The sequence below is a fragment of the Streptomyces sp. NBC_01451 genome, assembly GCF_036227485.1.
Classification (GTDB): domain Bacteria; phylum Actinomycetota; class Actinomycetes; order Streptomycetales; family Streptomycetaceae; genus Streptomyces.
The window spans coordinates 5,057,656-5,081,433 of the sequence record NZ_CP109479.1; the positions used below are offsets into that span (position 1 = coordinate 5,057,656).

21 protein-coding genes and 1 pseudogene are annotated in these 23,778 nt (G+C 72.3%); 10 read left to right on the forward strand and 12 right to left on the reverse strand.

What is annotated here, in order from left to right; all coding sequences use genetic code 11:
- Window positions 1-79 precede the first annotated feature (79 nt).
- Genes OG595_RS22180 through OG595_RS22190 form a run of 3 tightly spaced genes read left to right on the forward strand, consistent with a single transcriptional unit; the run spans window position 80 to window position 1,721 of the window.
- Window positions 80-664, forward strand: coding sequence for an RNA polymerase sigma factor (locus tag OG595_RS22180; RefSeq protein ID WP_329274564.1), 585 nt, complete (start codon window positions 80-82; stop codon window positions 662-664).
- Complete coding sequence (locus tag OG595_RS22185; protein ID WP_329274568.1) at window positions 661-1,353, forward strand: Asp23/Gls24 family envelope stress response protein; 693 nt, start codon at window positions 661-663, stop codon at window positions 1,351-1,353. Before OG595_RS22180 ends, OG595_RS22185 begins: the two co-directional genes overlap by 4 nt.
- A complete protein-coding gene (locus tag OG595_RS22190) occupies window positions 1,350-1,721 on the forward strand; it encodes a hypothetical protein (RefSeq protein WP_329274570.1) in 372 nt (123 codons plus the stop codon). The genes OG595_RS22185 and OG595_RS22190 overlap by 4 nt, the downstream gene beginning before the upstream one ends.
- A 256-nt stretch (window positions 1,722-1,977) precedes the next feature.
- On the opposite strand, the gene OG595_RS22195 is transcribed toward OG595_RS22190, so the two are convergent.
- The 5 genes from OG595_RS22195 to OG595_RS22215 form a co-directional block, all read right to left on the reverse strand.
- Entirely contained in the window at window positions 1,978-2,730 is a 753-nt protein-coding gene (locus OG595_RS22195; RefSeq protein ID WP_329274573.1) for an anti-sigma factor, read from the reverse strand.
- Window positions 2,727-3,311, reverse strand: a complete 585-nt coding sequence (locus tag OG595_RS22200; protein WP_329274575.1) for a sigma-70 family RNA polymerase sigma factor — start codon at window positions 3,309-3,311, stop codon at window positions 2,727-2,729. Before OG595_RS22200 ends, OG595_RS22195 begins: the two co-directional genes overlap by 4 nt.
- A gap of 257 nt (window positions 3,312-3,568) precedes the next feature.
- Window positions 3,569-4,342 (reverse strand): polysaccharide deacetylase family protein, encoded by a 774-nt coding sequence (locus OG595_RS22205; protein WP_329274576.1) that lies wholly within the window; start codon window positions 4,340-4,342, stop codon window positions 3,569-3,571.
- 196 nt (window positions 4,343-4,538) lie between these two features.
- The gene (locus OG595_RS22210) at window positions 4,539-5,198 is read right to left on the reverse strand and encodes a response regulator transcription factor (RefSeq protein WP_329274578.1); all 660 of its coding nucleotides are present in this window, start codon (window positions 5,196-5,198) and stop codon (window positions 4,539-4,541) included.
- 15 nt (window positions 5,199-5,213) lie between these two features.
- On the reverse strand, window positions 5,214-6,491 hold the full coding sequence (locus tag OG595_RS22215) for a sensor histidine kinase (RefSeq protein WP_329274581.1): 1,278 nt from the start codon (window positions 6,489-6,491) through the stop codon (window positions 5,214-5,216).
- Window positions 6,492-6,689: 198 nt separating this feature from the next.
- On the opposite strand from OG595_RS22215, the gene OG595_RS22220 reads away from it, so the two are divergent.
- The 3 genes from OG595_RS22220 to OG595_RS22230 all read left to right on the forward strand — a co-directional run bounded on the left by OG595_RS22220 (window position 6,690) and on the right by OG595_RS22230 (window position 10,390).
- Window positions 6,690-6,956, forward strand: a complete 267-nt coding sequence (locus tag OG595_RS22220) for a hypothetical protein (protein ID WP_329274583.1) — start codon at window positions 6,690-6,692, stop codon at window positions 6,954-6,956.
- Window positions 6,953-7,744: an ABC transporter ATP-binding protein gene (locus OG595_RS22225; protein ID WP_329274587.1), complete on the forward strand. Its 792-nt coding sequence runs from the start codon at window positions 6,953-6,955 to the stop codon at window positions 7,742-7,744. The genes OG595_RS22220 and OG595_RS22225 overlap by 4 nt, the downstream gene beginning before the upstream one ends.
- 84 nt (window positions 7,745-7,828) lie before the next feature.
- A complete protein-coding gene (locus OG595_RS22230) occupies window positions 7,829-10,390 on the forward strand; it encodes an ABC transporter permease (protein WP_329274589.1) in 2,562 nt (853 codons plus the stop codon).
- Between the two features lie 79 nt (window positions 10,391-10,469).
- Here the strand turns inward: OG595_RS22230 and OG595_RS22235 are convergent, their stop codons facing one another.
- A complete protein-coding gene (locus OG595_RS22235) occupies window positions 10,470-11,294 on the reverse strand; it encodes a hypothetical protein (protein WP_329274592.1) in 825 nt (274 codons plus the stop codon).
- Window positions 11,295-11,710: 416 nt separating this feature from the next.
- On the opposite strand from OG595_RS22235, the gene OG595_RS22240 reads away from it, so the two are divergent.
- The gene (locus OG595_RS22240; RefSeq protein WP_329274594.1) at window positions 11,711-13,438 is read left to right on the forward strand and encodes a serine/threonine-protein kinase; all 1,728 of its coding nucleotides are present in this window, start codon (window positions 11,711-11,713) and stop codon (window positions 13,436-13,438) included.
- Window positions 13,435-14,190, forward strand: a complete 756-nt coding sequence (locus OG595_RS22245) for a hypothetical protein (protein ID WP_329274596.1) — start codon at window positions 13,435-13,437, stop codon at window positions 14,188-14,190. Before OG595_RS22240 ends, OG595_RS22245 begins: the two co-directional genes overlap by 4 nt.
- Window positions 14,191-14,201: 11 nt before the next feature.
- Here OG595_RS22245 and OG595_RS22250 read toward each other — a convergent pair.
- Window positions 14,202-14,624, reverse strand: a pseudogene (locus tag OG595_RS22250) (amidohydrolase family protein); the annotation flags it as partial.
- Window positions 14,625-14,656: 32 nt separating this feature from the next.
- A complete protein-coding gene (locus OG595_RS22255; protein WP_329274597.1) occupies window positions 14,657-15,886 on the reverse strand; it encodes a PP2C family protein-serine/threonine phosphatase in 1,230 nt (409 codons plus the stop codon).
- Window positions 15,887-16,365: 479 nt separating this feature from the next.
- Between OG595_RS22255 and OG595_RS22260 the strand changes: the two genes are divergently transcribed.
- Together OG595_RS22260 and OG595_RS22265 are read left to right on the forward strand one after the other, a co-directional pair.
- A complete protein-coding gene (locus OG595_RS22260; RefSeq protein WP_329274599.1) occupies window positions 16,366-16,710 on the forward strand; it encodes a hypothetical protein in 345 nt (114 codons plus the stop codon).
- Between the two features lie 332 nt (window positions 16,711-17,042).
- Complete coding sequence (locus OG595_RS22265) at window positions 17,043-17,876, forward strand: PIG-L family deacetylase (protein ID WP_329274602.1); 834 nt, start codon at window positions 17,043-17,045, stop codon at window positions 17,874-17,876.
- Window positions 17,877-18,650: 774 nt separating this feature from the next.
- On the opposite strand, the gene secD is transcribed toward OG595_RS22265, so the two are convergent.
- The 4 genes from secD to OG595_RS22285 form a co-directional block, all read right to left on the reverse strand.
- Window positions 18,651-20,993, reverse strand: a complete 2,343-nt coding sequence (gene secD, locus OG595_RS22270) for a protein translocase subunit SecD (RefSeq protein ID WP_329274605.1) — start codon at window positions 20,991-20,993, stop codon at window positions 18,651-18,653.
- Between the two features lie 62 nt (window positions 20,994-21,055).
- Window positions 21,056-21,460 carry a hypothetical protein gene (locus OG595_RS22275; RefSeq protein WP_329274609.1) on the reverse strand — a complete coding sequence of 135 codons (405 nt, stop codon included), beginning with the start codon at window positions 21,458-21,460 and terminating at the stop codon, window positions 21,056-21,058.
- A 212-nt stretch (window positions 21,461-21,672) separates the two neighbouring features.
- Complete coding sequence (locus OG595_RS22280) at window positions 21,673-22,242, reverse strand: TetR/AcrR family transcriptional regulator (protein WP_329274612.1); 570 nt, start codon at window positions 22,240-22,242, stop codon at window positions 21,673-21,675.
- A 228-nt stretch (window positions 22,243-22,470) separates the two neighbouring features.
- The gene (locus OG595_RS22285; protein WP_329283111.1) at window positions 22,471-23,769 is read right to left on the reverse strand and encodes an SNG1 family protein; all 1,299 of its coding nucleotides are present in this window, start codon (window positions 23,767-23,769) and stop codon (window positions 22,471-22,473) included.
- Window positions 23,770-23,778: the final 9 nt, after the last annotated feature.

Consider the following 23,778-nt stretch of genomic DNA (forward strand, 5'->3'; position numbering starts at 1 on the left):
GCTGCGGTGTCCAACCTTCGGAAGACCGGAAGACGGTAGGACACAGGAGACCGGGAGACCGGACGAGAGGAGCCGCCCAGTGGCGGGTGACCGCACCCGGAGCGCACCACCGGACACCCGGACCGACCCGGACGACGTCCTGCTGACGGTCCGGGCCGGCGAAGGTGACGAGGACGCCTTCGCCGTGCTCGTGCAGCGGCACGCGCCGGCACTCATCCGGCTCGCCACGGGGCTGCTCGGGATCCGTACCGAGGCGGAGGACGCCGTGCAGGACGCCTTCCTCAGCGCCTGGCGGAGGCTGCCCGAGTTCCAGGGGCGCTCCTCCTTCGGCACGTGGACATACCGGATCGTCACCAACCGCTGCCTGAACGTGCTGCGGGCCCGCAAACCCGTGGCCTCGCTGGAGGCGGCGGGTGACGTGCCCGCGGCCGACCACACCACCTCCCCCGCCCGCATCACGGAGGCCCACGAAGCCGTCCGCGAGCTGCGGGAGGCCCTCGACCTGCTCTCTGCCGAACAGCGGGCCTGCTGGGTGCTGCGCGAACTGGACGGCCGCTCCTACGAGTTCATCGCGGACGCGGTCGGCATCAGCCAGGAGGCCGTCCGCGCCCGTGTCTTCCGCGCCCGCCGTTGTCTCACCCAAGCACTGGGGGCCTGGCGATGACCGACCGCACCGATCCGCCCTACAACGCGTCCGCCCACGGTGACGACGACGAACTCCTGCCGTGCGGACGGCTGTTGTCGCGCACCTGGAACGACTGGGAACAGCGGTCCGACGACACCGACGCCAACGATGATCACCTGCGGTCCTGCCCGCACTGCCGGCAGGCCGTGAGCGGACTCGACCGGCTGGAGTCCGTGGTGCGCGGCCTCCAGGAGGAGGCGGACGCCTCCGCCTACGACGCCGGGCCGCTGACCCGGCGGGTCATGGACGTCGTACGGCTCGAACTGCGTCCGGGCCGCCCCCTTCCCCTCGGTGAACCCGCCGAGGACCTGTGGATCATGGAGGCGGTCGCGGCCCGCGCGCTGCGCGCGGCAGCCGAGACGGTCGCGGGCGTCCGGGCAGGCTCCTGCCGGCTTTTCGACGCTCCGGCCGATGGTTCGGTCGATGCCCTGCCCGATGCCGATGCCGATGCCCTGTCCGACGACGCCACCCGCGCCGTCGGGATCCGTCTCGACATCCACGCTCCGGCCGACGTCTCCCTGCCCGACCTCGCCGCCCGGGTGCGTGAGCGGGTGTGGGAGGCCGCGGACCGCGAACTGGGCATCGTCGTGGCGGCTGTGGACATCCGTGTCACCGATCTCCTCCCCACCACGGCCGACGACGGCCAGGAAGAAGGTCGTACGCCATGACCGTGCACCAGGAGAGCACCGCGCACGCGGCCCTCGTCGCGGACCTCACCGCGGCCGTGGAGGGCGTGCCGGGGGTGGCCTTCCTCAGGCCGGGCCTGGCAGACCGGCTGCGCTCCGCGCTGTCGCGGCCCCCGGCGGGCACCGAAGGGGCACCGTCCGCCGGGGTGCGCGTGACCCGCCGGGACGGCGACGGTTCCTGGCACGTGGAGATCCACGTCGTCGCGCTGCGGCGGGCCAGGACCCTGGACGTGGCCCGCGTCGTCCGGGACACCGTCGAGCGCCGGCTGGGCGCCCTGGAGTGCGCGCGGCCCCCGGGGCCCCCGCAGCCCGCCCCGCGGGTCACCGTGACGGTCACGGGACTGGTCTGACGCCCGTCGACCTCCGTCGACCTCAGCCGATCTCCGTCGACCTCAGCCGATCTCCGTCGACCTCAGCCGATCTCCGTCGACCTCAGCCGATCTCCGTCGATCTCCGTCGACCTCAGCCGATCTCCGTCGACCTCAGCCGACCTCAGCCGATCTGCGTCGACCTCAGCCGACCTCAGCCGATCTGCGTCGACCTCAGCCGACCCCAGTCGATCTGCGTCGACCTCAGCCGATCCCCGGTCGCCCCCGCCGTACCCGCTCAGCTCGGGAAGGTCATCACGGCGACCGGGGCGGACGTGGGTTCTTTCGAGCCGCCGTCGGGTTCGACGGTGATGCCCATGCCCGACGCACCGTCGACGGCGCCTCGCAGCAGGACGGCCTGGTCGCTGCGGCCGGGGTCCATCAGGCCGGCCGGACGCATGGTCCCGCCCTCGTCGAACCACAGTTGGTAGACCTTTCCGCCGGGCGGGCGGCTCATCCCCGAGACGACGAACACGGCCCTGTCCTGCCCACGGGAGACGACGACGGTACCCGTGGCACCGCCGGCCAGCCCGGCGGCCCGGGTCCTGGCGTCCGGGGCGGCCAGTACGGCGGCGATCTCGTCCGTGGTCCGGGTGGCGCGGCGCGCCTCCTCGCGGGCGTCCTCGGCCCGCTGGTGCTGCCACAGGGCTGTTCCGCCGAGCGCCGTGGCCGCCGCGAGGCAGGCGGCGAGCGCCCACCGGGACAGCGTCCGGGCCCGTGGGCCGGACCGGACGGCGAGGGCCTGGGCCGGTCTGCCGGGGGTCTCCTGGCGGACCGTGGTGATCCGGTGCAGTACCTGTTCGCGCAGCCCGGCGGGGGGTGTCGTCGCGACGGCGAGTCCCATGCGGGCCGCGGTCGCGGACAGCTCGGCGGTCTCCTGCGCGCACGCCTCGCAGCCCGCCAGATGACGCTCGAACGCGGTGTTCTCCTCGTCGGGCAGCGCGTGCAGGGCGTAGGCGCCCGTCAGCCGGTGCAGATCGGTGGTCGTCACGCGGTCACCCCCAGGCAGTCGCGCAGCCGGATGAGCCCGTCGCGCAGTCGGGTCTTCACGGTCCCCAGCGGAAGCGCCAGCGCCTCCGCCACCTCGCGGTAGGTCAGCCCCCGGTAGTACGCCAGGGTGACGGCCTGCCGCTGGAGTTCGGTCAGCGTGCGCACACAGCGCCGTACCTGTTCGCGCTCCAGCCGTGCCTCCACGTGCTCGACCACCTCGTCGTACTCGGGAAGCCGGTCCAGCAGCGCGGCCTTGTGGTCGCGGGCCGCCGCGGCGTCGACCGAGCGCACCCGGTCCACCGCCCGGCGGTGCGCCAGCGTGAGGATCCAGTTGATGGCCGTGCCACGGTCGGGCCGGTAGCGGGGAGCGGTCCGCCATACCTCCACCAGCACCTCCTGCGTCACCTCCTCCGACTGCGCCTGATCGCGCAGCACGGCGCGCACCACCCCCAGCACCGGGCCCGCCACGGCGTCGTAGACACCGGCGAACGCGTCCTCGTCCCCGAGCGCCACCCGGCCCACCAGATCCTCCAGGGCGGGACCAGCTGAGGGATTTCTGCCGATATGTACTGCTTCTTTCACCGAGGGCCTCCACGGTCGGGACATGTCCGGGCGTAATCCGTTCCTGTCGAGACCCCGGATTGGTTGCAGCGAGGGTGAAATCGCAGGTGAACCGAAGAAGGCGGCGGCCGATCCCGCTCCGCGCGTCTACGCCGAGCGGCGGGAACGCGAGAGCGGCGGGAGTGCGAGAGCGGCGGGAGTGCGAAGAGCAGGAGTGTGCGAGGGCTGGCCCGGGCGCCTCGGGTCGTCCACCGTCGGGCGACCGGAGGCGTTCGGGCTCAGCGCACCGGGAAGCCGAACGCGTAGCCCTGCTGCTTGAGCCGGGGGAGGATCAGGCGCAGGGCCTCGACGGTCTGGGAGCGGTCGCCTCCCGCGTCGTGGAAGAGGAGGGTCGGCCCGTTGGGCAGCTCCCGCTCGACGGTGGCGACGATCGCGTCCGTGCCCGGCCGCTCGAAGTCCTTGGTGTCCACGTTCCAGCCCAGCGGGCGCATGCCGTGGGAGGCGGCGAGCTTGCGGCTGTACGGGGTGAACGCCCCGCCGGGCGCCCGGTAGTACATCGGCCGTACGCCCCCCGACGCCTCGGTGATCATGCGTTCGGCGTCGAGGATCTGCTGCGACTGGTAGGCCTCGGACTGCTTGTCCATCGTGGTGTCGTGCGACACCGAGTGGTCGCACAACCGGTGCCCGGCCGCGACCACTTCCTTCACGAGGTCCGGGTGGGCCTGCGCCTGCGTACCCACCATGCAGAACGTGGCCTTCACCCCGTACTCCCGCAGCACGTCGAGCATTTGGGGGGTCCACACGGGGTCGGGGCCGTCGTCGATGGTGATGTTGACGCCGCGCGCCCCCTTGTCCGAGGCGTGCACGATGGTCACCGCGACCGGCTTGACGGCACCGCCCGGCCCGGCCGACGCGGCCGGCTTCGACGGCGAACTGTCCACGGCGCCGGCCTGCGCGGTCCACACCGAGGCGCCGGTGGCGAGCAAAGTCACCCCGAGAGCCGCGCCGAGCACCTTGCCGTACCAACCGCGCCCGCCACTGTGCCGTGCCATGTCCCCACCGCTTTCCCGCAGTTCCTCGTCGATCCTCGGTCACCTCGCGACCAACTGGCATGACGGGAAACAGCGGCCACAGGATGCGTCGGTTACCGATCACGGACAATCCCGATGTGGTTCCCGGACAACCGGGCGGGCCGCGGGCGGAACGTGGCCGTTCCGGCAGGCCCCGCAACCCGGTCGGCCGTCGCGCTCAGGCCGGTCGCCGCAGATCCTCCAGATACCGCAGGACCGCGGCGACCCGTCGGTCCACCCGGTCCGTCGGGGACAGGTCGAGCTTGGCGAAGATGCTGCGGATGTGTTTGTGGACGGCGCCCTCGGTGACGACGAGCCGTTCGGCGACGGCGGTGTTGCCGAGCCCCTCGGCCATCAGGGCGAGTACGTCCCGCTCGCGGGGGCTGAGCCGGTCGAGGCGGGTGTCCTGGTGGGAGCGGGTGAAGAGCTGGGCGACGACCTCGGGGTCGATGGCGGTGCCGCCGTCCGCCACCCGGTGCAGGGCGTCGAGGAACTCCTCGACCCTGCCCACGCGTTCCTTGAGCAGATAGCCGAGGCCGCTGACACCACCGGTGAGCAGGTCGGTGGCGAAGGACTGCTCGACGTAGGCGGACAGCACGAGGACGGCCAGGTCGGGCCGCCTGCGCCGGGCCTCGACCGCCGCGACGATCCCCTCGTCGGTGTGGGTCGGCGGCATCCGTACGTCGAGGATGGCGACGTCCGGCTTGTGCTCGTCGATCGCGGCCAGCGCCTCGTCCGGGGTGCCCGCGGTGGCCACCACGTCGAGGCCCTCGGCGCGCAGCAGCAGGGCGAGGCCCTCGCGCAGCAGGGGGTCGTCCTCGGCGATCACTATCCGCATGTCACGCTCCGCATGTCACGGTCCACAGGGGAGTTCCACCTTCAGGGTTGTCGGGCCGCCGGGCGGGCTGGCCAGGGAGAGGGTGCCGTCGTGCGCCTCGATCCGGCGGCGGATGCCCGCGAGGCCGGAGCCGCCGCCCTCGTCCGCGCCGCCCCGGCCGTCGTCCTCGACGCGGAGCAGGAGACGGCCGCCATGGCTGCGCGCGGTGACGCCGGCGGATGCGGCGCCGCTGTGCTTGGCGATGTTGGTCAGGGCCTCGGCGATGACGAAGTAGGCGGTGGCCTCGACGGAGGCGGCACAGCGTTCGGGTACGTCGACGTCGATCCGGCACGGCACCGCGCTCTGGGCCGCCAGCCCCGAGAGCGCGCCGGCCAGCCCGCGGTCGTCCAGCACCGGGGGCAGGATGCTCCGGGAGACCGTGCGCAGCTCCGCGAGGGCCTGCTCGGCGGCCGACTGGGCGCGTTCGAGGAGCTCGTCGGCGCCCGCCGGATCCCTGGCCACCATGCGGCGGGCGGCGCCGACCAGGACGGTGACGGAGACGATCCGGTTCTGCGTGCCGTCGTGCAGGGCGCGCTCGATACGGCGCAGTTCGGTGGCGTGGGCGTCCAGGGCGGCGGCGCGGGTGGCGGTGAGTTCGGCGACGCGCAGCGACAGGTCCGTCTCCGGCCCGGCCGCGAGGAGCAGACGTCCGGGCCGGGCCTGGGCACGGGCCATGCCGGGGCCGAGCCCCAGGAGGATGGCGATCCAGCCCACGCCCAGCATGGCCACGGCGAGCGCGTCCGGCCAGGAGTGCGCGTTGCCGACCCCCATGGACGTGGCGGTCGTGTCCTCGGGCAGGAGCTTCCAGTACAGGGGAAAGAGGCTGTCTCGTACGGCGACGAGCGGCAGGAGGACACCGAGCAGCCCCAGGAGGAGGCCCAGGGTGGAGTGCCGCGCCAGCCAGCGCAGTTCGCGTCGGGTGGTGGGGTCGACGAGGGCGAGCCGTAGCCGCGTCGGCGGAGGTTCCGGCGCGATGACCTCGGGACCCGCGCGGCCGAGCCGGTCGCGTTCCCGGCCGGCCAGGGAGTGCAGCGCGCGCAGGACCGCGGGCGCCATGAGCAGTCCCACCCCGGCCGGGCTCGTCACGGCGGTGACGGCCAGCCAGAGCAGCAGGAGCAGCGCCCGGAAGGCCGTACCGAGCCCGGAGGCGAGTTGGGCGATCGCGGCGCCGGCCGCCCCCGTGGTCCGTACGACGGTGTCCTTGAGGCCCACCCGCCGGTCACCGGGTGTCGCCGCGTCCCGCTGGACCGCCATCCGCTCTCCCCTCCCCATCCCTGGTTGCGAACGACCTTATGACGCCCGTCAGTTCACCGTGGGGCGAGGGCCGGGGTACAGCCTGCTGTACCCCGGAGAGGGCGGGCTGCGGGATCGGCCGGGAGGGGTGCCGATCCGTAGCGTCGACGACGTCGGCCGGACCCCCGGCCCGACCGCACAGCACCCCAGGAGAAGCCCATGGCGACCGCCGACCCCTACCGTCTCACGACCACACCTGACACTCCCGACACTCCTGCCGACGGTACGCACGCGGCGGCGGCGCCCGCCGTCACCGGCGGGGAGGTCGTCCGTACGCTGCTCTGGATCGTGGTCGTGGTCAGCGCGGTCGCCAACTCGGCGGCCACCTACGCCGACGCGGACACCTGGGTGCATCTGGCCTGCGGTGTGGTCACCCTCCTGAGCGCGGGCACCCTCGTCGTACGCCACCTGCGGGGTCGTCGATGAACGCCGCCCTGGCCTGGACCCGCAGGTCGGCGGCCACCGCCCCCGACGCGGCCACCGCACACGACGCTCCGACGCCCGCCATCGTCCTGGACCGGGTCGTCAAGGAGTACGCCGGAGGCATCCGCGCCCTCGACGAGGTGTCGCTGACCGTGGAACGCGGCACGTTCCTCGCGGTGATGGGACCTTCGGGCTCCGGCAAGAGCACGCTCATGCACTGCGCCGCCGGGCTGGACTCCCCGACCTCGGGCAGCGTCCGCGTGGACGGCCACGAGATCGCCGGCCTGAACGAGACCCGCCGTACCGAACTGCGCCGGGAGCGCGTCGGGTTCGTGTTCCAGGCGTACAACCTGATCCCCTCGCTCAGCATCCAGGACAACATCACGCTGCCGCTGCGGCTGGCGGGACGCACCCCGGACCACGACTGGCTGCGGACACTGACGGCGCGGGTCGGTCTCGCCGACCGGCTCAGCCACCGCCCCGCCGAACTCTCCGGCGGTCAGCAGCAACGGGCCGCCGTCGTAAGGGCGTTGGCGGCCAGGCCGGCCGTCGTGTTCGCCGACGAGCCGACCGGCGCGCTGGACCTGCGCAGCGCCCACGAGGTCCTGGACCTGCTGCGCGACCTCGTCGACGACCTGCACCAGACGGTGGTGATGGTCACCCACGACCCGGCCGCCGCAGCCCGCGCACACCACGTGGCGGTTATGGCCGACGGCCGGGTGGTCGAGACCCTCGAAGCGCCGACCGCCCCCGAACTGGCCGCCCGGCTCGTAGCGTTGGCGGGGGTCTGAGCAATGTCCCGACCGTCTCCTCTGCCTCCTCTGTCGTCTCCTTCAGCTCTGTCCCGCCTGTTCTCTTCGTTCCCCTTGCCCGCCATGTTCCGTCTCGCACTCCAGATGGTCGGACACCGGATCACCGCGCTGATCGCCGTGGCCTGCGCGGTTCTCGGCGGCGCGGCCCTGATCACCGGCACCGGCGTCCTGGCCGAGTCCGGCCTGCGCTCCCACCTGCCCGTCGGCCGACTCGGCGGCGCGGACGTCGTCGTCGCGGCCGACCAGGAGCTCCATCCGAACGGCGACCTGCCGATCGCGCTCCCGGAACGCCGTAGGGTCCCGGCCCGACTGGTCGCCGAACTGGCCGGGTTGCCGGGTGTCACCGAGGCGGTCGGCGACCTCGGATTCCCCGCGGCCTTCGTCGACGCGCACGGCCGCGTCGTACCGGCCGGGAATCCCCAGGCGTCGGGGCACGGCTGGTCCTCCGTGAAGCTGCTGGGCGTTACGCGTGTCGAGGGCGGCGCGCCGGCCGGTCCCGGCGAGATCGCCGTGGACAGCGCCACCGCCGCCGCGGCGGGGGTGAAGGCGGGCGACAGGGTCGAGGTCGTCGCGAACGCCCGTCCCGCCGCCGGGTACCGCGTCTCGGCGGTCGTCGACGCGCCTGGCGCCGGAGTCTTCTTCGCCGATACGACGGCCGCACGGCTGTCGGGAAGGGCGGAGGGAGAAGGCGGCGACGCCGCCGGCCGACGCGCCGGGACCGTCGACCTGGTCGGCCTCCGTACCGCACCCGGCGCCGCGGAACAGGTCGCCGCCGAAGTCCGTACGAGGCTGCGGGGGACGGGACTTGAGGCGGTCACCGGCGCGGACCGCGGGGATCTGGTGTCGCCCGGAGCGGGTGCGTCCCGCTCCCTCCTGGTTCTCCTCGCGGGTTCGCTCGCCGGGATCGTCCTGCTGATCACCGGATTCGTGACGGCGAGCGCGCTGACCGTGTCGATCGCCGGGCAGCGCCGGGACCTGGCGCTGATGCGGGCCGTCGGCGCGACTCCCCGGCAGATCAGGCGACTTGCCGCCGCCCAGTCGAGCATCGTCGCGGCAGTGGCCCTCGTACCCGGTGTGGCCCTCGGCCATCTGCTCGCCGGGCGGTTCCGCGGACTGCTGGCGGACCAGGGGCTGGTCCCGCCCGAACTCCCCCTGACCATCAGCCCGTTGCCCGCCCTCGCGACGATCCTCCTGATGGCCCTGACCGTGCAGGTCTCGGCCCGCGGCTCCGCGTGGCGCACCTCGCGGATGCCGGCCACCGAGGCGGTCGCCGAATCACGCAGCGAGCCGCGTCGTCCGTCGCGCACCCGGACGCGCATCGGCCTCCTCGTCATCGTCGGCGCGACCACCATGTCTGCCGTACCGCTCTTCTCCCCGACGGTCCTCGGCGCGGCGGCCACGTCCCTCGCGGGCATCCTCGGGGCGATCGGTCTGGCCCTGGCCGGCCCGGCCCTCGTCCGGGGCATCGGGAACGCGGCGGCCCGGCGCACCCGCTCCGGTGTCTCCGCGCCGACCTGGCTGGCCATGGCCAACGTCCGCGCCTACGCCCTGCGCAACGCGGGGATCGTCAGCACCCTGGCCATGGCGGTCGTGTTCGTCCTGACGTACACCCTCGCCCAGACCACCGTGCTGGCCGCCACGGCCGACGACACGCGCGCCGGCACCCTCGCCCAGCAGCGCCTCGACGCGCCGGGCCTGGGCGGGCTGCCCGACGGCACGCTCGCCGACGTACGGGGCACGACCGGCGTACGGGCGGCGGCCCCGGTGAGCACGACCACCGTGGTGTGGCCGTACAAGATGTTCGACGACACGGTGACCGAGTCCGCGTCCGCGATGATCCTCACCCCGGACGCGTCGGGCGTCCTCGACCTCGGCGTACGGGAGGGGAGCCTGGACCGTCTCACCGGCGCCACGATCGCGGTGAGCAGCGACGTCGCCCGCTCGCGCTCGGCGTCGGTGGGCCGGCGGGTGGGTCTCGTCCTCGGCGACGGCGCGAAGGTCGACGCCGAGGTGGTCGCCGTCTACACCCGGGGCCTCGGCTTCGGCACGGTGGTCCTGTCCCACGACCTGGCGGCCGGACACACCACGACAGGGCTCGACCAGGGCATCCTCATCCGCACGGACGGCACGGCGACCGCCCGGCAGGCCCTGACGTCCCTCGCCGCGTCCCACCCGGGCGTGGCACTCACGGACACGGCCCCCACGACCACCGACGGCCTGCGGGACGCACCACCGGAGGTGTGGATCAACCTGGCGACGATCGTCGTCCTGCTCGGCTACCTCCTGCTGAGCATCGCCAACAAGCTCGTCGCCGCCACCGCGCAGCGCCGGCTGGAACTGGCGGCGCTGCGCCTCATCGGCACCACACCCCGTCAGATCCGCGCGATGATGCGGCGCGAGGCAGCGGTGACCGCCGCCACCGCGCTCACGGCGGCCCTGCTGCTGTCCGCCGTACCCCTCGCCCTCCTGGGCCAGGGCTTCCTCGGCCACCCCTGGCCGACGGGTCCGGTCTGGCTGCTGCCCGCCCTCGCCCTGACGGTCACCGGCACGGCGTTCCTCACCACCGAACTCCCCACCCGCCAGGCCCTGCGCACACCACCCGCCGACGCGATCCGCGCCCACTGACCCGACTCGGGTGCACGTGTCCAGGTGGCAACCTGTCCAGGTTGCCACCTGTCCATACGCCCACGGTGAGGCGACGGGCTCAGTGGTCGTCGGTGATGCTGGTCGCGATGCCGTTGCTGATCCTGACCTCGGCGGAGAAGCCCTTCTTGGCGGCCGTCTCCAGCTGTGCCTCGGTGCACTCGATGCCGCCCTCGCCGCCCGGGCCGGTGTTCACCGCGTCGCAGATGTCGTCGTAGCCCATGATCCTGGTGTCGTCGGCGACGAGGAACTGCTGCTCGGTGCCCTTCGAGTCGGAGACGGTGTACTTGCCCGGCGCCAGGTAGGAGACGTTGCCGAACCAGGTTCCGTTGACGCCCTTGCCCTCGTCGATGCCCTCGACGACGGTCTCGCGGGAGTCGGAACCACTGTCCGAGTCCGAGTCGGACGCCGGGTCCTGCTGGGCGGCGCGGCGCTCCGTCACCAGGGTCGCGACGCCGTCCTTCATCTCCACGTCCGCGTTGACGGCACCCTTCTTGAGGGCCGACTCCAGCTCGTCGAGTGTGCACGGCGCGTCCACCTTGGAGCCCGCGACGCCGCATATCGTGCCGACGCCGTAGACCTCGGTGTCGTCGGCGACCCAGAACTGCTGGTCGTCCTTGCCCGATACGGACACGATGTACTTGCCCGGGGCGAGATAGACGACCTTGCCGTTCCTGAACGAGCCGCTGACGCCCTTGGAGTCCTTGGCGGTCTTGGAGCTCTTCGAGTCCGACGCCTTCTCCGCGGTCGCCACCGGGCTCGCCTTGTCCGTCGCGCTCTTGTCGGACGAACTGTCGGCGGTGCCGTTCTGGCATGCCGTCATCAACAGTCCGGCGGTGACCGCGGCAGCGGTGAGGACGGCCTTGCGCAGGTGGCGGTTCTTCACGGGGGTTCCTTCCGGGGGGCGGGAGCGGCAGGGAGCCGGCGGCGTTCTCACCGCTTCCCGCTCTGTGATCACTATGAGGTCGTCCAGAGCCCGCAGGTCACGCCGGTCTTCCCTTCAGGACATCGCTGTGGCAGGGCTGTGACATGGCAACTCCTCTGCTGTGAAGGCCGGTTGACCGACGCGCCGCCTTGCGTCACGGGGAGTGGATGAGGACCGCCGCCGCCTCCCCCTGCGCGCCAGCCGCCGCCTCCCTCTGCTCGCCTGCCTCCTCCCGCGCGTTCGCGCCTCGTGTCCTTCACGCGTTCGATCCTTGTGCCGCGCCGCAACCGCGGTGGCCGAAAATGTGTCTCCCACCGCGTGGCCCGATGCTCCGGAGGGGCGGAATCCGCCCGCACGGCCGCCTTTGGGGGTGGGGAATGAACGTATGGGCAGTGCCCGGATACAACGAGTCACTGGAACTCGGGGCCGGGGCAAGCGGGCGGGTCGTCCTGGCCGTGCACGAAGAGACCGGCGTCCCGGTCGCGGTCAAGTACCTCAGCGAGTCGCTGCGCACCAGGCCGGGCTTCGTCCACGGGTTCCGGGCGGAGGCGCGGCTGCTCGGCGGACTGGACAGCCCGTACGTCGCCGAGCTGTACGAGTACGTCGAGAGCCCGGACGGCGCCGCGATCGTGATGGAGCTGGTCGACGGTGTCTCGCTGCGGACCCTGCTGACGAGTCAGGGCCCGCTCGATCCCGAGGCGGCGCTCGTGGTCCTCAAGGGATCGTTGCTCGGTCTGGCCGACGCGCACCGCGTCGGCGTCGTCCATCGCGACTACAAGCCGGCGAACGTCCTGGTCGTGCCGGACGGATCGTCCAGGCTCGTCGACTTCGGGATCGCGGTGGACGCCGGCACCAGCGCCGGCGCGGCGGGCACCCCCTCCTACATGGCCCCGGAGCAGTGGACCGGCGCACCAGCCACTCCCGCCGCCGACGTGTACGCGGCCACGGCCACGTTCTTCGAGTGCCTGACGAGCCACCGGCCGTACTCGGGCGACAATCTCGCCGAACTCGCCCTACAGCACGTCGACGCGCCCATCCCCGCCGACGAGGTCCCCGAGGCGGTGCGGGAGCTGGTCAGGCGCGGTCTCGCCAAGGACCCGGCGGAGCGCCCCACGCACGCCGAGGCGTTCGTCGCGGAACTCGAATCGGCCGCCGGTGCCGCCTACGGTCCCGACTGGGAGGAACGGGGCCGCGGCCGGCTCGCCGCGCTGGTGGCACTGCTGCCGCTGCTGCTGCCCTCGGCGCGCAGCGCCCCGCGTACCACCACGGACACCGCCCGCACGGTCCTGCGCCCGGAACCGGGCAGCCACGGCTGGGCGCACTCGTGGCTGCCGGGTCGGCCGGGGATGCTCGTGTCCGGTGCGGCCGTGCTCCTGGGCATCCTTCTGTCCTACGGCATCCAGCACGCCCCGGGAACGGCACCGCAGGAGACGGCGCAGGCACTGGCCACCAGCAGCGCCCGGGCCGCCGTGGAGCCGGGCGAGCCCAGCCTGCTGCCGGTGTCGCCCACTTCCTCCCCGTCCGAGTCGCCCTCCGCCTCCCCGCTCCCGACGTCCACCTCACCGTCACCGTCACCCACCCTGTCGCCCTCGGGCACGGCGACCGCCGGTAGCGGCGAGCCCTCGGCGTCCACCACCGCGGCTCCGCCCGAGGACACGACGGCGCCCGGCGGGGCGACCCCCGAGGCGACGCCGACGTCGGCTTCGCCCACCGCGCCGGCGGCTCCCGCGGTCAAGGACGTCGCGGTGACGGGCTTCCGGCAGACGGGTTCCGCCACCGCCACCGCGACCATCGACATCACCACGGACGGCACCGGGCCGTTCTCCATCACCGTCTCGTGGTCCACGAGCGACACCGCGGAAGGGCTGGGCGCCCGGGGCGGGCCGGGCGCCCGGGGCGGGCCGGGCACCCGGGGCGGGCTCGGCACCCCGGACGGTGCGTCCCAGACCTTCGAGCGCAGCGGTGCCACCCAGTACACCCTCACCGTCGACCACACCTTCCAGAACACCGGCTGTTACTGGATGGTGCAGGCGACGACCACTCCGGCCTCCGCCGACGGCGGCGGCTCGCAGCAGCTTCTGACCAGGCAGTGTGACATTCGATGACCGCTGAGAACGACCGTGTTCCCGCGTCGGCCGAGGACCACGGAACCACCCGGAAGCTCGGCCCCGCCGACAAGCACGCCCCGCGCGACGAAGCCGGCTCCACCGATGCCGGGTACGCCGAGTACAGCGCCACCGTGCTGGGCAGTCACTGGATCCAGCGTCCCGAGCCGGACGGCACCCTCGTCGAACCGTCCTCCACCCAGATCCTGCCGACACCGACACCGCTGTCACCGACACCGCCGACGCTGCCTGATCGCACCGAAGGCACCGTGCTGCGGTTCGGCCCGGGGGTGACCGCCGCCGTCGCGCAACGTACCCACAGGACGCTGCCCGCCCTGCCGCCGCCTCCCGCGCCCTCGCGCCGGCGTCTGCGCAGACATGCCCTGCCCGCGCTGGTGCTGATCTGCGTCATCGCGTTCCTCGCCTGGCAGCGCCTCGGGCCGTCCGTCGAGGTGAACACGGTGGAGGCCACGGCCGAGCCGAAGGTTCTGGGGTGCGACGGCACCGCGGACATCGTCGGCCTCGTCGCCACGAACGGCCGCCCGGGCACACTCTCGTACCGCTGGACCCGGAGCGACGGCACCTCCTCGGGCGTCCTGCGTGAGGTGGTGGCCCGGGGCCAGAGGCAGGCACGTCTGCACCTGCTGTGGACCTTCCAGGGCAAGGGCCACTACGCGGCCCGGGCCGAACTGCGCATCCTGTCCCCCGCGGACCGCACGGTCGTCAGCCACCTCACGTACGACTGTCCCTGACCCGGGCGCCGGACGTGTTGCTCCAGCGCAGGCCTGCCGAGCGCCATCGCCGGCCCGCGGAACCGTCCCCAGTGGTACGGCACCGCGCCGCCGCCGTGCGGGATCACGAGGCGCGGGGTCGGGAAGTCGGCGAACAGGTCACCGTGGACCAGCTGCATGAACGCCGTGGTGTCGGCGTTGAGGTAGAGCGCGCCGGTGGTGTGGAAGGCGGGGTTGACGCTCGTACTGACGTGGACCATCGCCGGGATGTCGTACTCCACCATCTTCTCGTAGAGGGGGTACCACGAGCGGTCGGTGAGTGGCGGGGCGGTCCAGCGGCCGCCCGAGGGGTCGGGGTTGAGGTTGACCGCCACGGCGCCGAACTCCTCGACGCAGCGAGTGAGTTCGGGGACGCAGGTGGCGGGGTCGACGCCGGGGGACTGCGGAAGCATCGCGAGCCCCGGGACGCTCACAGGCACAGGCACAGTCACAGCCGCAGGACGATGAGGGCGGTGTCGTCGGTGTTGCCGGTGGGGGAAAGGAGGTCGGTCAGGAGGGCGTCGGCCAGGGCCTCGGGGGCGGACTTCCGGTGGCGGGTGAGGGAGTCGGCGAGGCGGGCCAGGCCGGTGTCGATGTCCTCGTCGCGGCGTTCGATCAGGCCGTCGGTGTAGAGGACGAGGGTGGCGCCTTCGGCGAAGGGGATACGGACCTGAGGGCGGGGGAGGTGTTCGGGGCGGGCGTCGAGCGGGGGGTCGGTGGCCTGGTCCAGGAAGGTGATCGTGCCGTCGGGGTGCACGAGGGCGGGCGGCAGGTGGCCGGCGCAGCTGTAGGTGATGGTGCGGCTGTCCCAGTCGATGAAGGTCGTCACGACGGTGGTCGCCTCGGCGCCGTCCACGAAGCGGGCGTACAGACCGAGCGCCTCCAGGGCCTGCGCCGGACCGTCGGCGACCCGGCAGGCGGCGCTCAGGGCACTGCGCAGCTGCCCCATGACACCGGCGGCGGTGAGGCCGTGCCCGACCACGTCGCCGACGGCGACCGCGAGGTTGTCGCCGGGCAGGTCGACCAGGTCGTACCAGTCGCCGCACACGTTCAGCGCGCCGATGGCGGGCTGGTAGCGCACGGCTGCCTTGTGGGGTCCGGTCGGGCCGGGCGCGGGCAGCATCGCCGCCTGGAGGGCGAGGGCGACCTCGCGCTCGTGGGCGTGCGCCTGGCGGAGCCGTTCGTTGACCTCCTGCAGTTCACGGGCTCTCGCGTACAGCTCCGCCTCCAGCACGCGGGCCCGGCTGTCGCCGTTCGGACCGCCGCGGGCGTGGATGAGTTCGGTGACCTCTTCCACCCGGTGCACGATCAGCGCCACCTGCCCGTCGAGGCCGAGGACGGGCGCGTTCACCGGGCTCCAGTAGTGCTCCTGCCAGTGGCCGGGCCGCTGGGGGTCCTCGATGTCGTACCGGAGCAGTGCCATCGTGTCGCGGTCGCCGGTGTCGACCACCCGCAGCATAGACTCCCGGGTCTCCCGCATGCCGGCCGCGGCCGGTTCGTTCGGGTTCTCGGGGAAGACGTCGAAGATGTAGTGGCCCAGCAGCTGTTCGCGGGTCCGCCCGGCGAGCCGCAGGAAGTCGTCGTTGGCGTCGGCGTACACCAGGTCGGGGGTGAGCAGGGCCACCATGCCGGGCAGGGCCCGGAAGACCGCCGCATAGTCGATCTGCGGTTTCTTCATGTCCTGCCCCGCCTGCCTCGGTACTGAGCGTCAGTGTGCCGTCTCACGATAGGAGTGTTGACGCGGCACGGCCCGCGTATCACGCTGCTTGGCCCAGCGCGTTCCCGCAGAGTAGTGCCCCGACGGGATGCCCGACATGGCGCTGGGCGGCCTCCCGGCCCGAAGGATCGACGGCCCGGTCCCACGCTGCGCCCCTGGCCGTACGGCATCGCCACCAACGTCCTGCGCAACACGTGCCGCGCCGCCCGCCACCACGGCGCCGCGTTCGCCCGGCTGCGCAGAGCCGAGCGCGAAGTGTCCGCCCTGTGCGTCTGGTCGGGACGGAGCTACGCGGCGGCGGGCGAGGCCCTCGGAGAACAGCGGCCGGCGGTCGGCGGTCGGCGAGCAGCCAACGGCCAACGGCGCACGGCGAACGGCGCACGGCCAACAGCGCACGGGTTCGCTCCCCGACTGTCAGTGGTGATCGCCATGATGGGGATGTGACCGACCCGAACCTGACCACCGGCCGTATCTGGCGGCTCCACCACGGCGACCAGGAGATCGCCCGGCTGACCGTGACCGGCGCCGAGATGCCCTGGACGCACGCGGAAGTCGAGACGCTGACCGGTTTCGAGGAGTTCCGCCCTCTCTTCGCTGAGCAGGAGCGGGCTGTCGACGAGGAGGACTGGGAGCGGGTCGACGCCTGCTACGCCCAGATCCGCGGTGCGCTCACCATGACGTTCCCCGACGGCAGCCCGGTCGCTGAGTTCATGCTGCACATCCACGAGGACGGCACCGCCGGCTGGCGCTGGCACGACGAGCCCTTCGACCCGGTGGACCAGTGACGCGCCGGGTTCGCTGCTCCGCAGGTCAACGGCCCTGCCTCGGCGAGATCTCAAGATCTGACGAGACGGAACCCGGTACCTCGTCGGCGTCGAGTCGAGGCGCCGACGCCCGGAAGCCCCTGGGAGCCCCTGGAGGACCAAGGGGCCGTGCCGGGAACAGCCGGTCCGGTCGGCGGGGTTGCACCGACCGAGGGCAGGCGCCGCACGGGCGGGGAACACGGAGACCACAAGGCCGTCCGCCCCACCAGGATCCGGGCCCCGGAATCGCGGTACGCCCGCCGCGCACTCGAACGCACGCGAACAAAGACGTATTTCTGCAGGAGGACTGTTTCATGACTGACCGGCCGTTGACGCTCATGGCAGTACACGCCCACCCCGACGACGAGGCCACCGGAACCGGAGGTGTCCTCGCCCGGTACGCGGCGGAAGGAATCCGCACGGTACTCGTGACATGTACCGACGGCGGTTGCGGGGACGGACCGGGCGGTGTGAAGCCGGGCGACCCCGGGCACGATCCGGCGGCGGTCGCCCTGATGCGCCGTCAGGAACTTGAGGCGAGCTGTGAGGTCCTGAAGATCAGCGATCTGGAGCTGCTCGACTATGCCGACTCCGGGATGATGGGCTGGTCGAGCAACGACGTCCCCGGATCCTTCTGGCAGACCCCCGTGCCGGAGGGCGCGGCCCGGCTCGCGGAACTCATGCGGCACTACCGGCCCGATGTGGTCGTCACCTATGACGAGAACGGCTTCTACGGCCACCCCGACCACATACAGGCCCACCGCATCACGATGGCGGCGCTGGAGATGACCGCGCTGACACCGAAGGTGTACTGGACCACGATGCCCCGCTCGATGATGCAGCGGTTCGGCGAGATCATGCGCGAGTTCCATGAGGACATGCCGGAACCGGATCCTGCCGAGGCCGCCGCGCTGGCCAAGATCGGCCTCCCCGACGATGAGATCACCACGTGGGTGGACACCGTCGCGTTCAGCGGTCAGAAGTTCGACGCGCTGGCCGCGCACGCCAGCCAGGGCGAGAACATCTTCCTCCTCAAGATGGGCAAGGAGAGGTTCGGCGACTTCATGGGCATGGAGACCTTCGTACGTGTCCAGGACGCCACCGGCGCGGCCATACCCGAGAACGACCTCTTCGCCGGACTCCGCTGACCCGGCCGCCCGTTCGCTCGACCGACGCTCAAATCGATCTAGACAATAAACAAACCCCAGGTCACTGACCTGGGGTTTCCTATCGAGCCCTTGGGGAGCTGCGAGCTTTGCGGCTACTCGGAGCGTGACCTGCGTGACCTGCGTGACCTGCGTGACCTGCGTGACCGCAGCGTCCGCGGTGACGTGATCAGGAAAGCCGCCCGGCCTCGTGAAGCGCGCCGACATACGACACATGCGTGGCCCCGCACTCTCTGCCCTGCCCACATCTGCCGAGTTGCGGCTGGTGCGGGCGCTTGGCAGCACCGTTGCCGACCGTGGTTGTCCGATCTCAAGGGCACGCGAAGGGCTCCCCGAGTGCACGCCGTCGAAAGACGCGCGGCCGGGCGTCGGCACGGAGCGGTGCATGCCGGACCCGTCCCGACCGGAGGGGCCGTGTCCCACTTCGTGGTGTAAGCGACTTTGCTCGACTGGTTCCGGTATTCCGCGCGTCGGCCACTCCCTGGGACACGGCTCCCGTGTCACGCAGCGGCTGACCTGCCGTCGGCGTCATGCGCAGCCAGGAACCGCGCCGATGCGGTGATGACCTGCGGATTCTGGCGACTTGATCGGCTACACCACCAGGCGGGACGCCATCACCGGAGGACGGCACTGCCACCATGGCGTCTCGTCAGCGTGCCGGCCCGGTGCCAGGCGGGGCTGAGGAGGCGACGGGTATGTGACGGGGATGCGCCCGGCTGTCCGCGTCTGCCCCGCGAGCCTCCGCGCGCCCAGCCCTCACACCACAGCGCCTGAATCGCGCGCCCGCCCGCGTCGCTCCAGCGGACCGCGCGCCCCGCTGTCCTCGCTGCGCCTGGGGCGCACCGGCGGCGCCGGGCGGACGGCCTCAAGCTGCACGGCGATCGGCACGGCGGTGAACACCGTCGACGCCATACCGATGACCACGCCGGCGATCAGCGCCACGGAGAAGTCCGTGAGCGAGTCACCGCCGAGCACGGCCAGGGCCGCCAGGATGAACAGCGCGCCCATGCCGGTGTTCACAGTGCGCGGCAGCGTCTGGATGACGGCCTTGTTCGCGGTGGTTTCCAGCTCCGCCGCCGGATCGCGGCGGCGCGCCTCGCGCACCCGGTCGAAGACGACGACGGTGTCGTTGACGGAGTACCCGATGACCGTGAGCAGGGCCGCCAGGAAGACGCTGTCGACGGGCCTGCCGAGCCAGGCGAACAGGCCCACCACAAGCAGTACGTCGTGCACCATGGCCGACACCGCCGCGGCGGCGAACGTCCACCGGAACCGCACACTGAGGTAGATCAGCTGGGTCGCGACGGCGATACCGAGCGCGATGAGCGCGTGCCGGCGCAGCTCGTCGCCGAGGCTCGGGCCGATCAGCTCGTCCCGCTCGACGGTGACCTCGCCGCCCTCCTTCGCCAGCGCCGTTCTGATCGTGTGCTGCTGGTCGTTGCTCAGCTCACCGGTACGTACCGAGATGTCCCCGTCCCCCGACTCCTGCACCACCGCGCGCGGGAACCCGGCGTCCGTGACCGCCGTACGTGCCGCGTCCACGTCCACGGGCCTGCTGGTGCTGTACTCCACCAGGCGCCCGCCGGTGAACTCCACCCCGAACTCCAGTCCGCGCAGGCCGATTCCGGCGACGGCGACCACGATCAGCAGCGCGCTGACGCCGAGCCGGCGGCGCCGGTGGTGAACCAGGCGGGGTTCGCGGCGCGCGAGCCACGCACGCACCCGGCCGGTGGAGGTGATCCCGGTCAGGCCGGGCCGGTTGCGGACGAAGCGGCGCCGGATCGCGAAGTCGGCGAGGACCCGGGTGATCACCAGGGCCGAGAGCATCGAGACGAGGACACCGATGGAGAGCGTGACGCCGAAGCCCTTGACGGGACCGCTGGCGAAGAAGAAGAGCAGCCCGGCCGCGAGCAGCGTGGTCACATTCGAGTCGACGACCGCGCTCCATGCCTTGCCGAAGCCGATGCTCAGCGGCCTGTCCAGGTGCGCCGAGGCCGACTTCAGGGCGCGGGCTCCCAGATACTCCTCGCGGGCACGCTCGAAGACCAGCACGTTCGCGTCCACCGCCATGCCGATCGCCAGGACGAAACCGGCGAGTCCGGGCAGTGTCAGGGTCGCGCCCAGGGCGACCAGCGCGGCGTAGGAGATCAGCCCGTACAGCGCGAGCGCGACGGTGGCCAGGGCGCCGAGCAGCCGGTAGACGACGATGATGAACAGCCCCGTCAGGGCGAGCCCGATGATCGCGGCCTGGGTGCTGGCGGCGATGGCGTCGGCACCGAGCGTGGGGCCGACGGTGCGCTGCTCCACGACGTCCACGGGCACCGGCAGCGCACCGCCCTTGACGAGCGCGGCCAGATCGCGGGCCTCTTCCCGGTCGAAGCCGCCGGTGATCTGCGTGGAGCCGCCGGAGATGCCGACCTCGCACGCCACGTCGGCGTCGACGCCGGGCGCCGAGAGGATCTTGCCGTCCAGGACGATGGCGACGCGCCGCTCGGGGGCGCCCTGCGGGGCACAGGCCGCCGCCCCGGTGACCCGTGCCCAGTCCTTGCCCGCCTGCCCGCGGAAGGTGAGGTCGATCATCCAGCCCGACAGCGTCTGCTGGTCGAGCACCGCCTCGGCGTCCTTGACGCCCTCGCCGGTGAGAGCGGTGGGCCCGAGCTTGAGGAACGCCCCCTGCTGGTCGGGGTCGGCCAGGGTGCGCGAGCCGTCCTTGGCCGGCTCCCCCTTGTTCGCGCCCTGCCGGTCCGTCGTGCCCTGCACCGGGTGGATGGTCAACTGAGCTGTACGGCCGATGACTTCGGCGGCCTCGCGCGGGTCCTGTACGCCGGGCAGCTCGACGAAGATCCGCTGCTGTCCGGACCGGTACAGGCTGGGCTCGGACACACCGAGCGCGTCGACCCGCTGGCGGAGCACCTCCAGGGCCCGCTGGGTCGATTCGGCGTCGGCCTCGACCGAGGGTGAGTCCTTGGTCTCCAGGACGATCTGGGTGCCGCCGCGCAGGTCGAGGCCGAGGCGGGCGGACTGGGTGAGAGCGAGGAAGAGCGAGGCGGCGATCACACCTAGGGCGACGATCGCCCGCCACATGGGCGCGCGGGACATGGGTTCTCCACGATGGGCAGGCAGACGGAGTCGACGTCTGCCCCGGGCACGGAGGCGAACGGTCAGGCGTCGATACGGACTTCGGTGCTCCATCGGGACGGCGGACCGCGCGGGCGATACGCGTGGGTGCTCCGGCTCGCTCCTGCTGCCGCGACCGCCACGGCCACGGCGGGACCGCCGACAGCGCGGTGCGGGGCCGCGTCCCCGGTGCCGTGGCCCAGGAAAGGGTGGAACGGGTACGGCACGGCGTCGGCGTGGCCGAGCACGGGGCGCGCCACGGTGACGGGTCGCTGCGCGTCGGCGGTCGCGGACGCCTGCGCGGTCGCCGCCGCGGCCGTGCCCGTCGAGGACGGACGGGACGCCGGGGCCGACTTGGCCGACACCGGCATGAGGAAGGCCAGGACCGCGAGCAGCGCGGAGAGCACGACGGCAGCGGGGCGCGTGGGGTGTGCGCGGTGCTGCTGCACGCCTCTTGCCCCCCGGCCAAGTCGTCGTACGGAATCAGCAGTTGACGCTGTGAACCGACGGCTCCGCTCGTCCGGCCGTCAGTGACATGAACGCCGTCGGGCGTCCTGAGGTTCCCGCCTCACCGCAGCAAAGTTGCTGCCGGTGGGAACGGACGGATGGGCGGGCGGATGGACGGGCGGTCGGATGGGCGGGCGGATGGACGGGCGATGCGTCAGCGTACGCCTGCCGCGTCGAGCAAGGTGGTCACCGTGGGTGCGATGAGCCCGGTCAGGTTGTCGGCCTGGATTCCCGCGCGGGCGCTGGCGCCGTCGAAGACCAGGCTGAGCTGGCGGGCCAGCAGATCGGGATCGCCCGCCCCGCCCTGCTCGGCCTCGGCGCGGAAGAAGGCGGTCAGGTTCGCCTTGACCTGATGGGCGACCCGGCTCGCGGGGTGACCCTGGTCCTTGAGTTCGATCTGCACGGCCAGGTACCGGCAGCCGCGGAACTCGGGGTCGCCCGCCTGTGATTCCACCTGCGTGAAGACGTGCAGGATCCGCTCGCGGGGTGACCGGCCGTCGTCCGCCGCGGGCAGGAGAGTCGCCACGTAGGGGGCGGCGCGCTCCTTCAGGCTTGCTGCCAGGAGTTCGTCCTTGCTCTCGAACAGCTGATACATGGAGCGCTTCGACACCCCCGCCGCCTTGCACAGTGCCTCGACGCCGATGCTGACGCCGTCCTGGTACGTGAGCGCGGCTGCCGCCTCCAGCAACCGCTCCCTGGGGCTCCGCTTCACTTCGGTGGTCATACCGCGAGGTTAACCCGAAACGGACGAAATGAAAACCGATCGGTTTCCGGGAGGCCCGGGGAGAGGCTCGACGACGGCCCGGGTGAAGGGCTGTCGCCGGGCCATGGCGGTGTGCGCGCGCCTGTCGTCCCCGGCAGGGCGACACACAGAGACGACACACAGGGGCGACACACACCGCACCGGGGCCCGGGCCGCTCCGAGCGGTGGCCCGTCCTGGGTGACCTGCCGTCACGCCGGGACGGCGGTCTTCTCGGGCTTCGTCTCCGCCGGGATGCGGTGCAGTCCCTTGCGGTCGTACCACCCCAGTACGCCGAAGCCGAACAGCGCGGCAGCCACGAGTCCGGCCGCCATCATGACCCAGCCCCGCGTCAGACCCGCGTCGCCCTGGGCGTCGTAGTAGAGGATCGAGCGGATGCCGCCGGTGATCTGCCGCAGCGGCTCGAACTCCGCGAGGAAGCGGTAGAAGCCGGGCAGCGCCTCGATGGGGGTGGTGGCGCCGGCGGTGGGTACCGCCATGCCGATGAAGACCAGCGTGACCACCAGCATGCCGGGCGTGCCGAAGACCGCGAGGAGGGCGAGTGCGCCGATCCCCGAGACCGCGATGGCGCACACCGAGTACAGCCAGAGGAGCGGCAGGTGGGAGGCGTCCATGCCCATGATGCCGACCGCGCCGGCCATGACCAGGGTGCCCGTCAGCAGGGACAGTCCGGCCATGAGAGTGCTGCTGATGGTGAGGGTCTGCACCCGGGTGGCCCGGATCAGCGGGCGGTGCAGGCGCAGCGGTCCCAGGTCGTTGTGGGTGTAGCCGAGGGCGTGGTCGACCTGGCCGCTGACGACGTTCGCGGAGAGCATGCCCACGACCACGAGGGTGAGTGCGTAGTAGAACGCCGTCAGGCCCAGGCCGCTGTGCGGGTCGAGGGGGTGGCCGTCCTCGACCGTGACGGCGGCCGGGTCGGCGAGCAGGACGCGTGCCGCGGTGGGCAGCTTCGCCTGCGCGGTCCCGATCTGGGCGGTCAGCTCCTCGCCCACCTGGAGCGAGGCGTTCTGGGCCGCCCGGGTCGTCGCCGTCCGGGCCAGGCCGGAGCCGATGCTGCCCGCGGACTGGTTGGTCAGCACTGTCAGCGTCGGACGGACCGGGTGCCCGGCGGCCGTGGTACCGGTCAGGGCGGCGACCGAGGACGTGAAGTCGGCGGGCACGACGAGCGCGCCGAACAGCTTGCCCTTGCCGAGTTCCTCCTTCATCTCCTTCTCGTCCATCACCTTCCAGTCGATCCTGTCCCCGCTCGCGGTCGACTTCTTGACCGACTCGGTGATCCGAGCCCCGAGGTCGACCTGTTTGCCGCCGACAGTGGCTCCCTTGTCGGCGTTGACCAGCCCGACGGGCAGCTTGGTCAGGTGATCGGCCGGATCGATGTTGGCGCCGACGTAGAACACGGCGAACAGCAGTGCGAGTACGCCCGTGATGACGCCGTTCGCGATCCACAGAGGCTTGGCGCGCAGGACGCGGAAGGGGGTGATGCCGCTCATGATGTACGT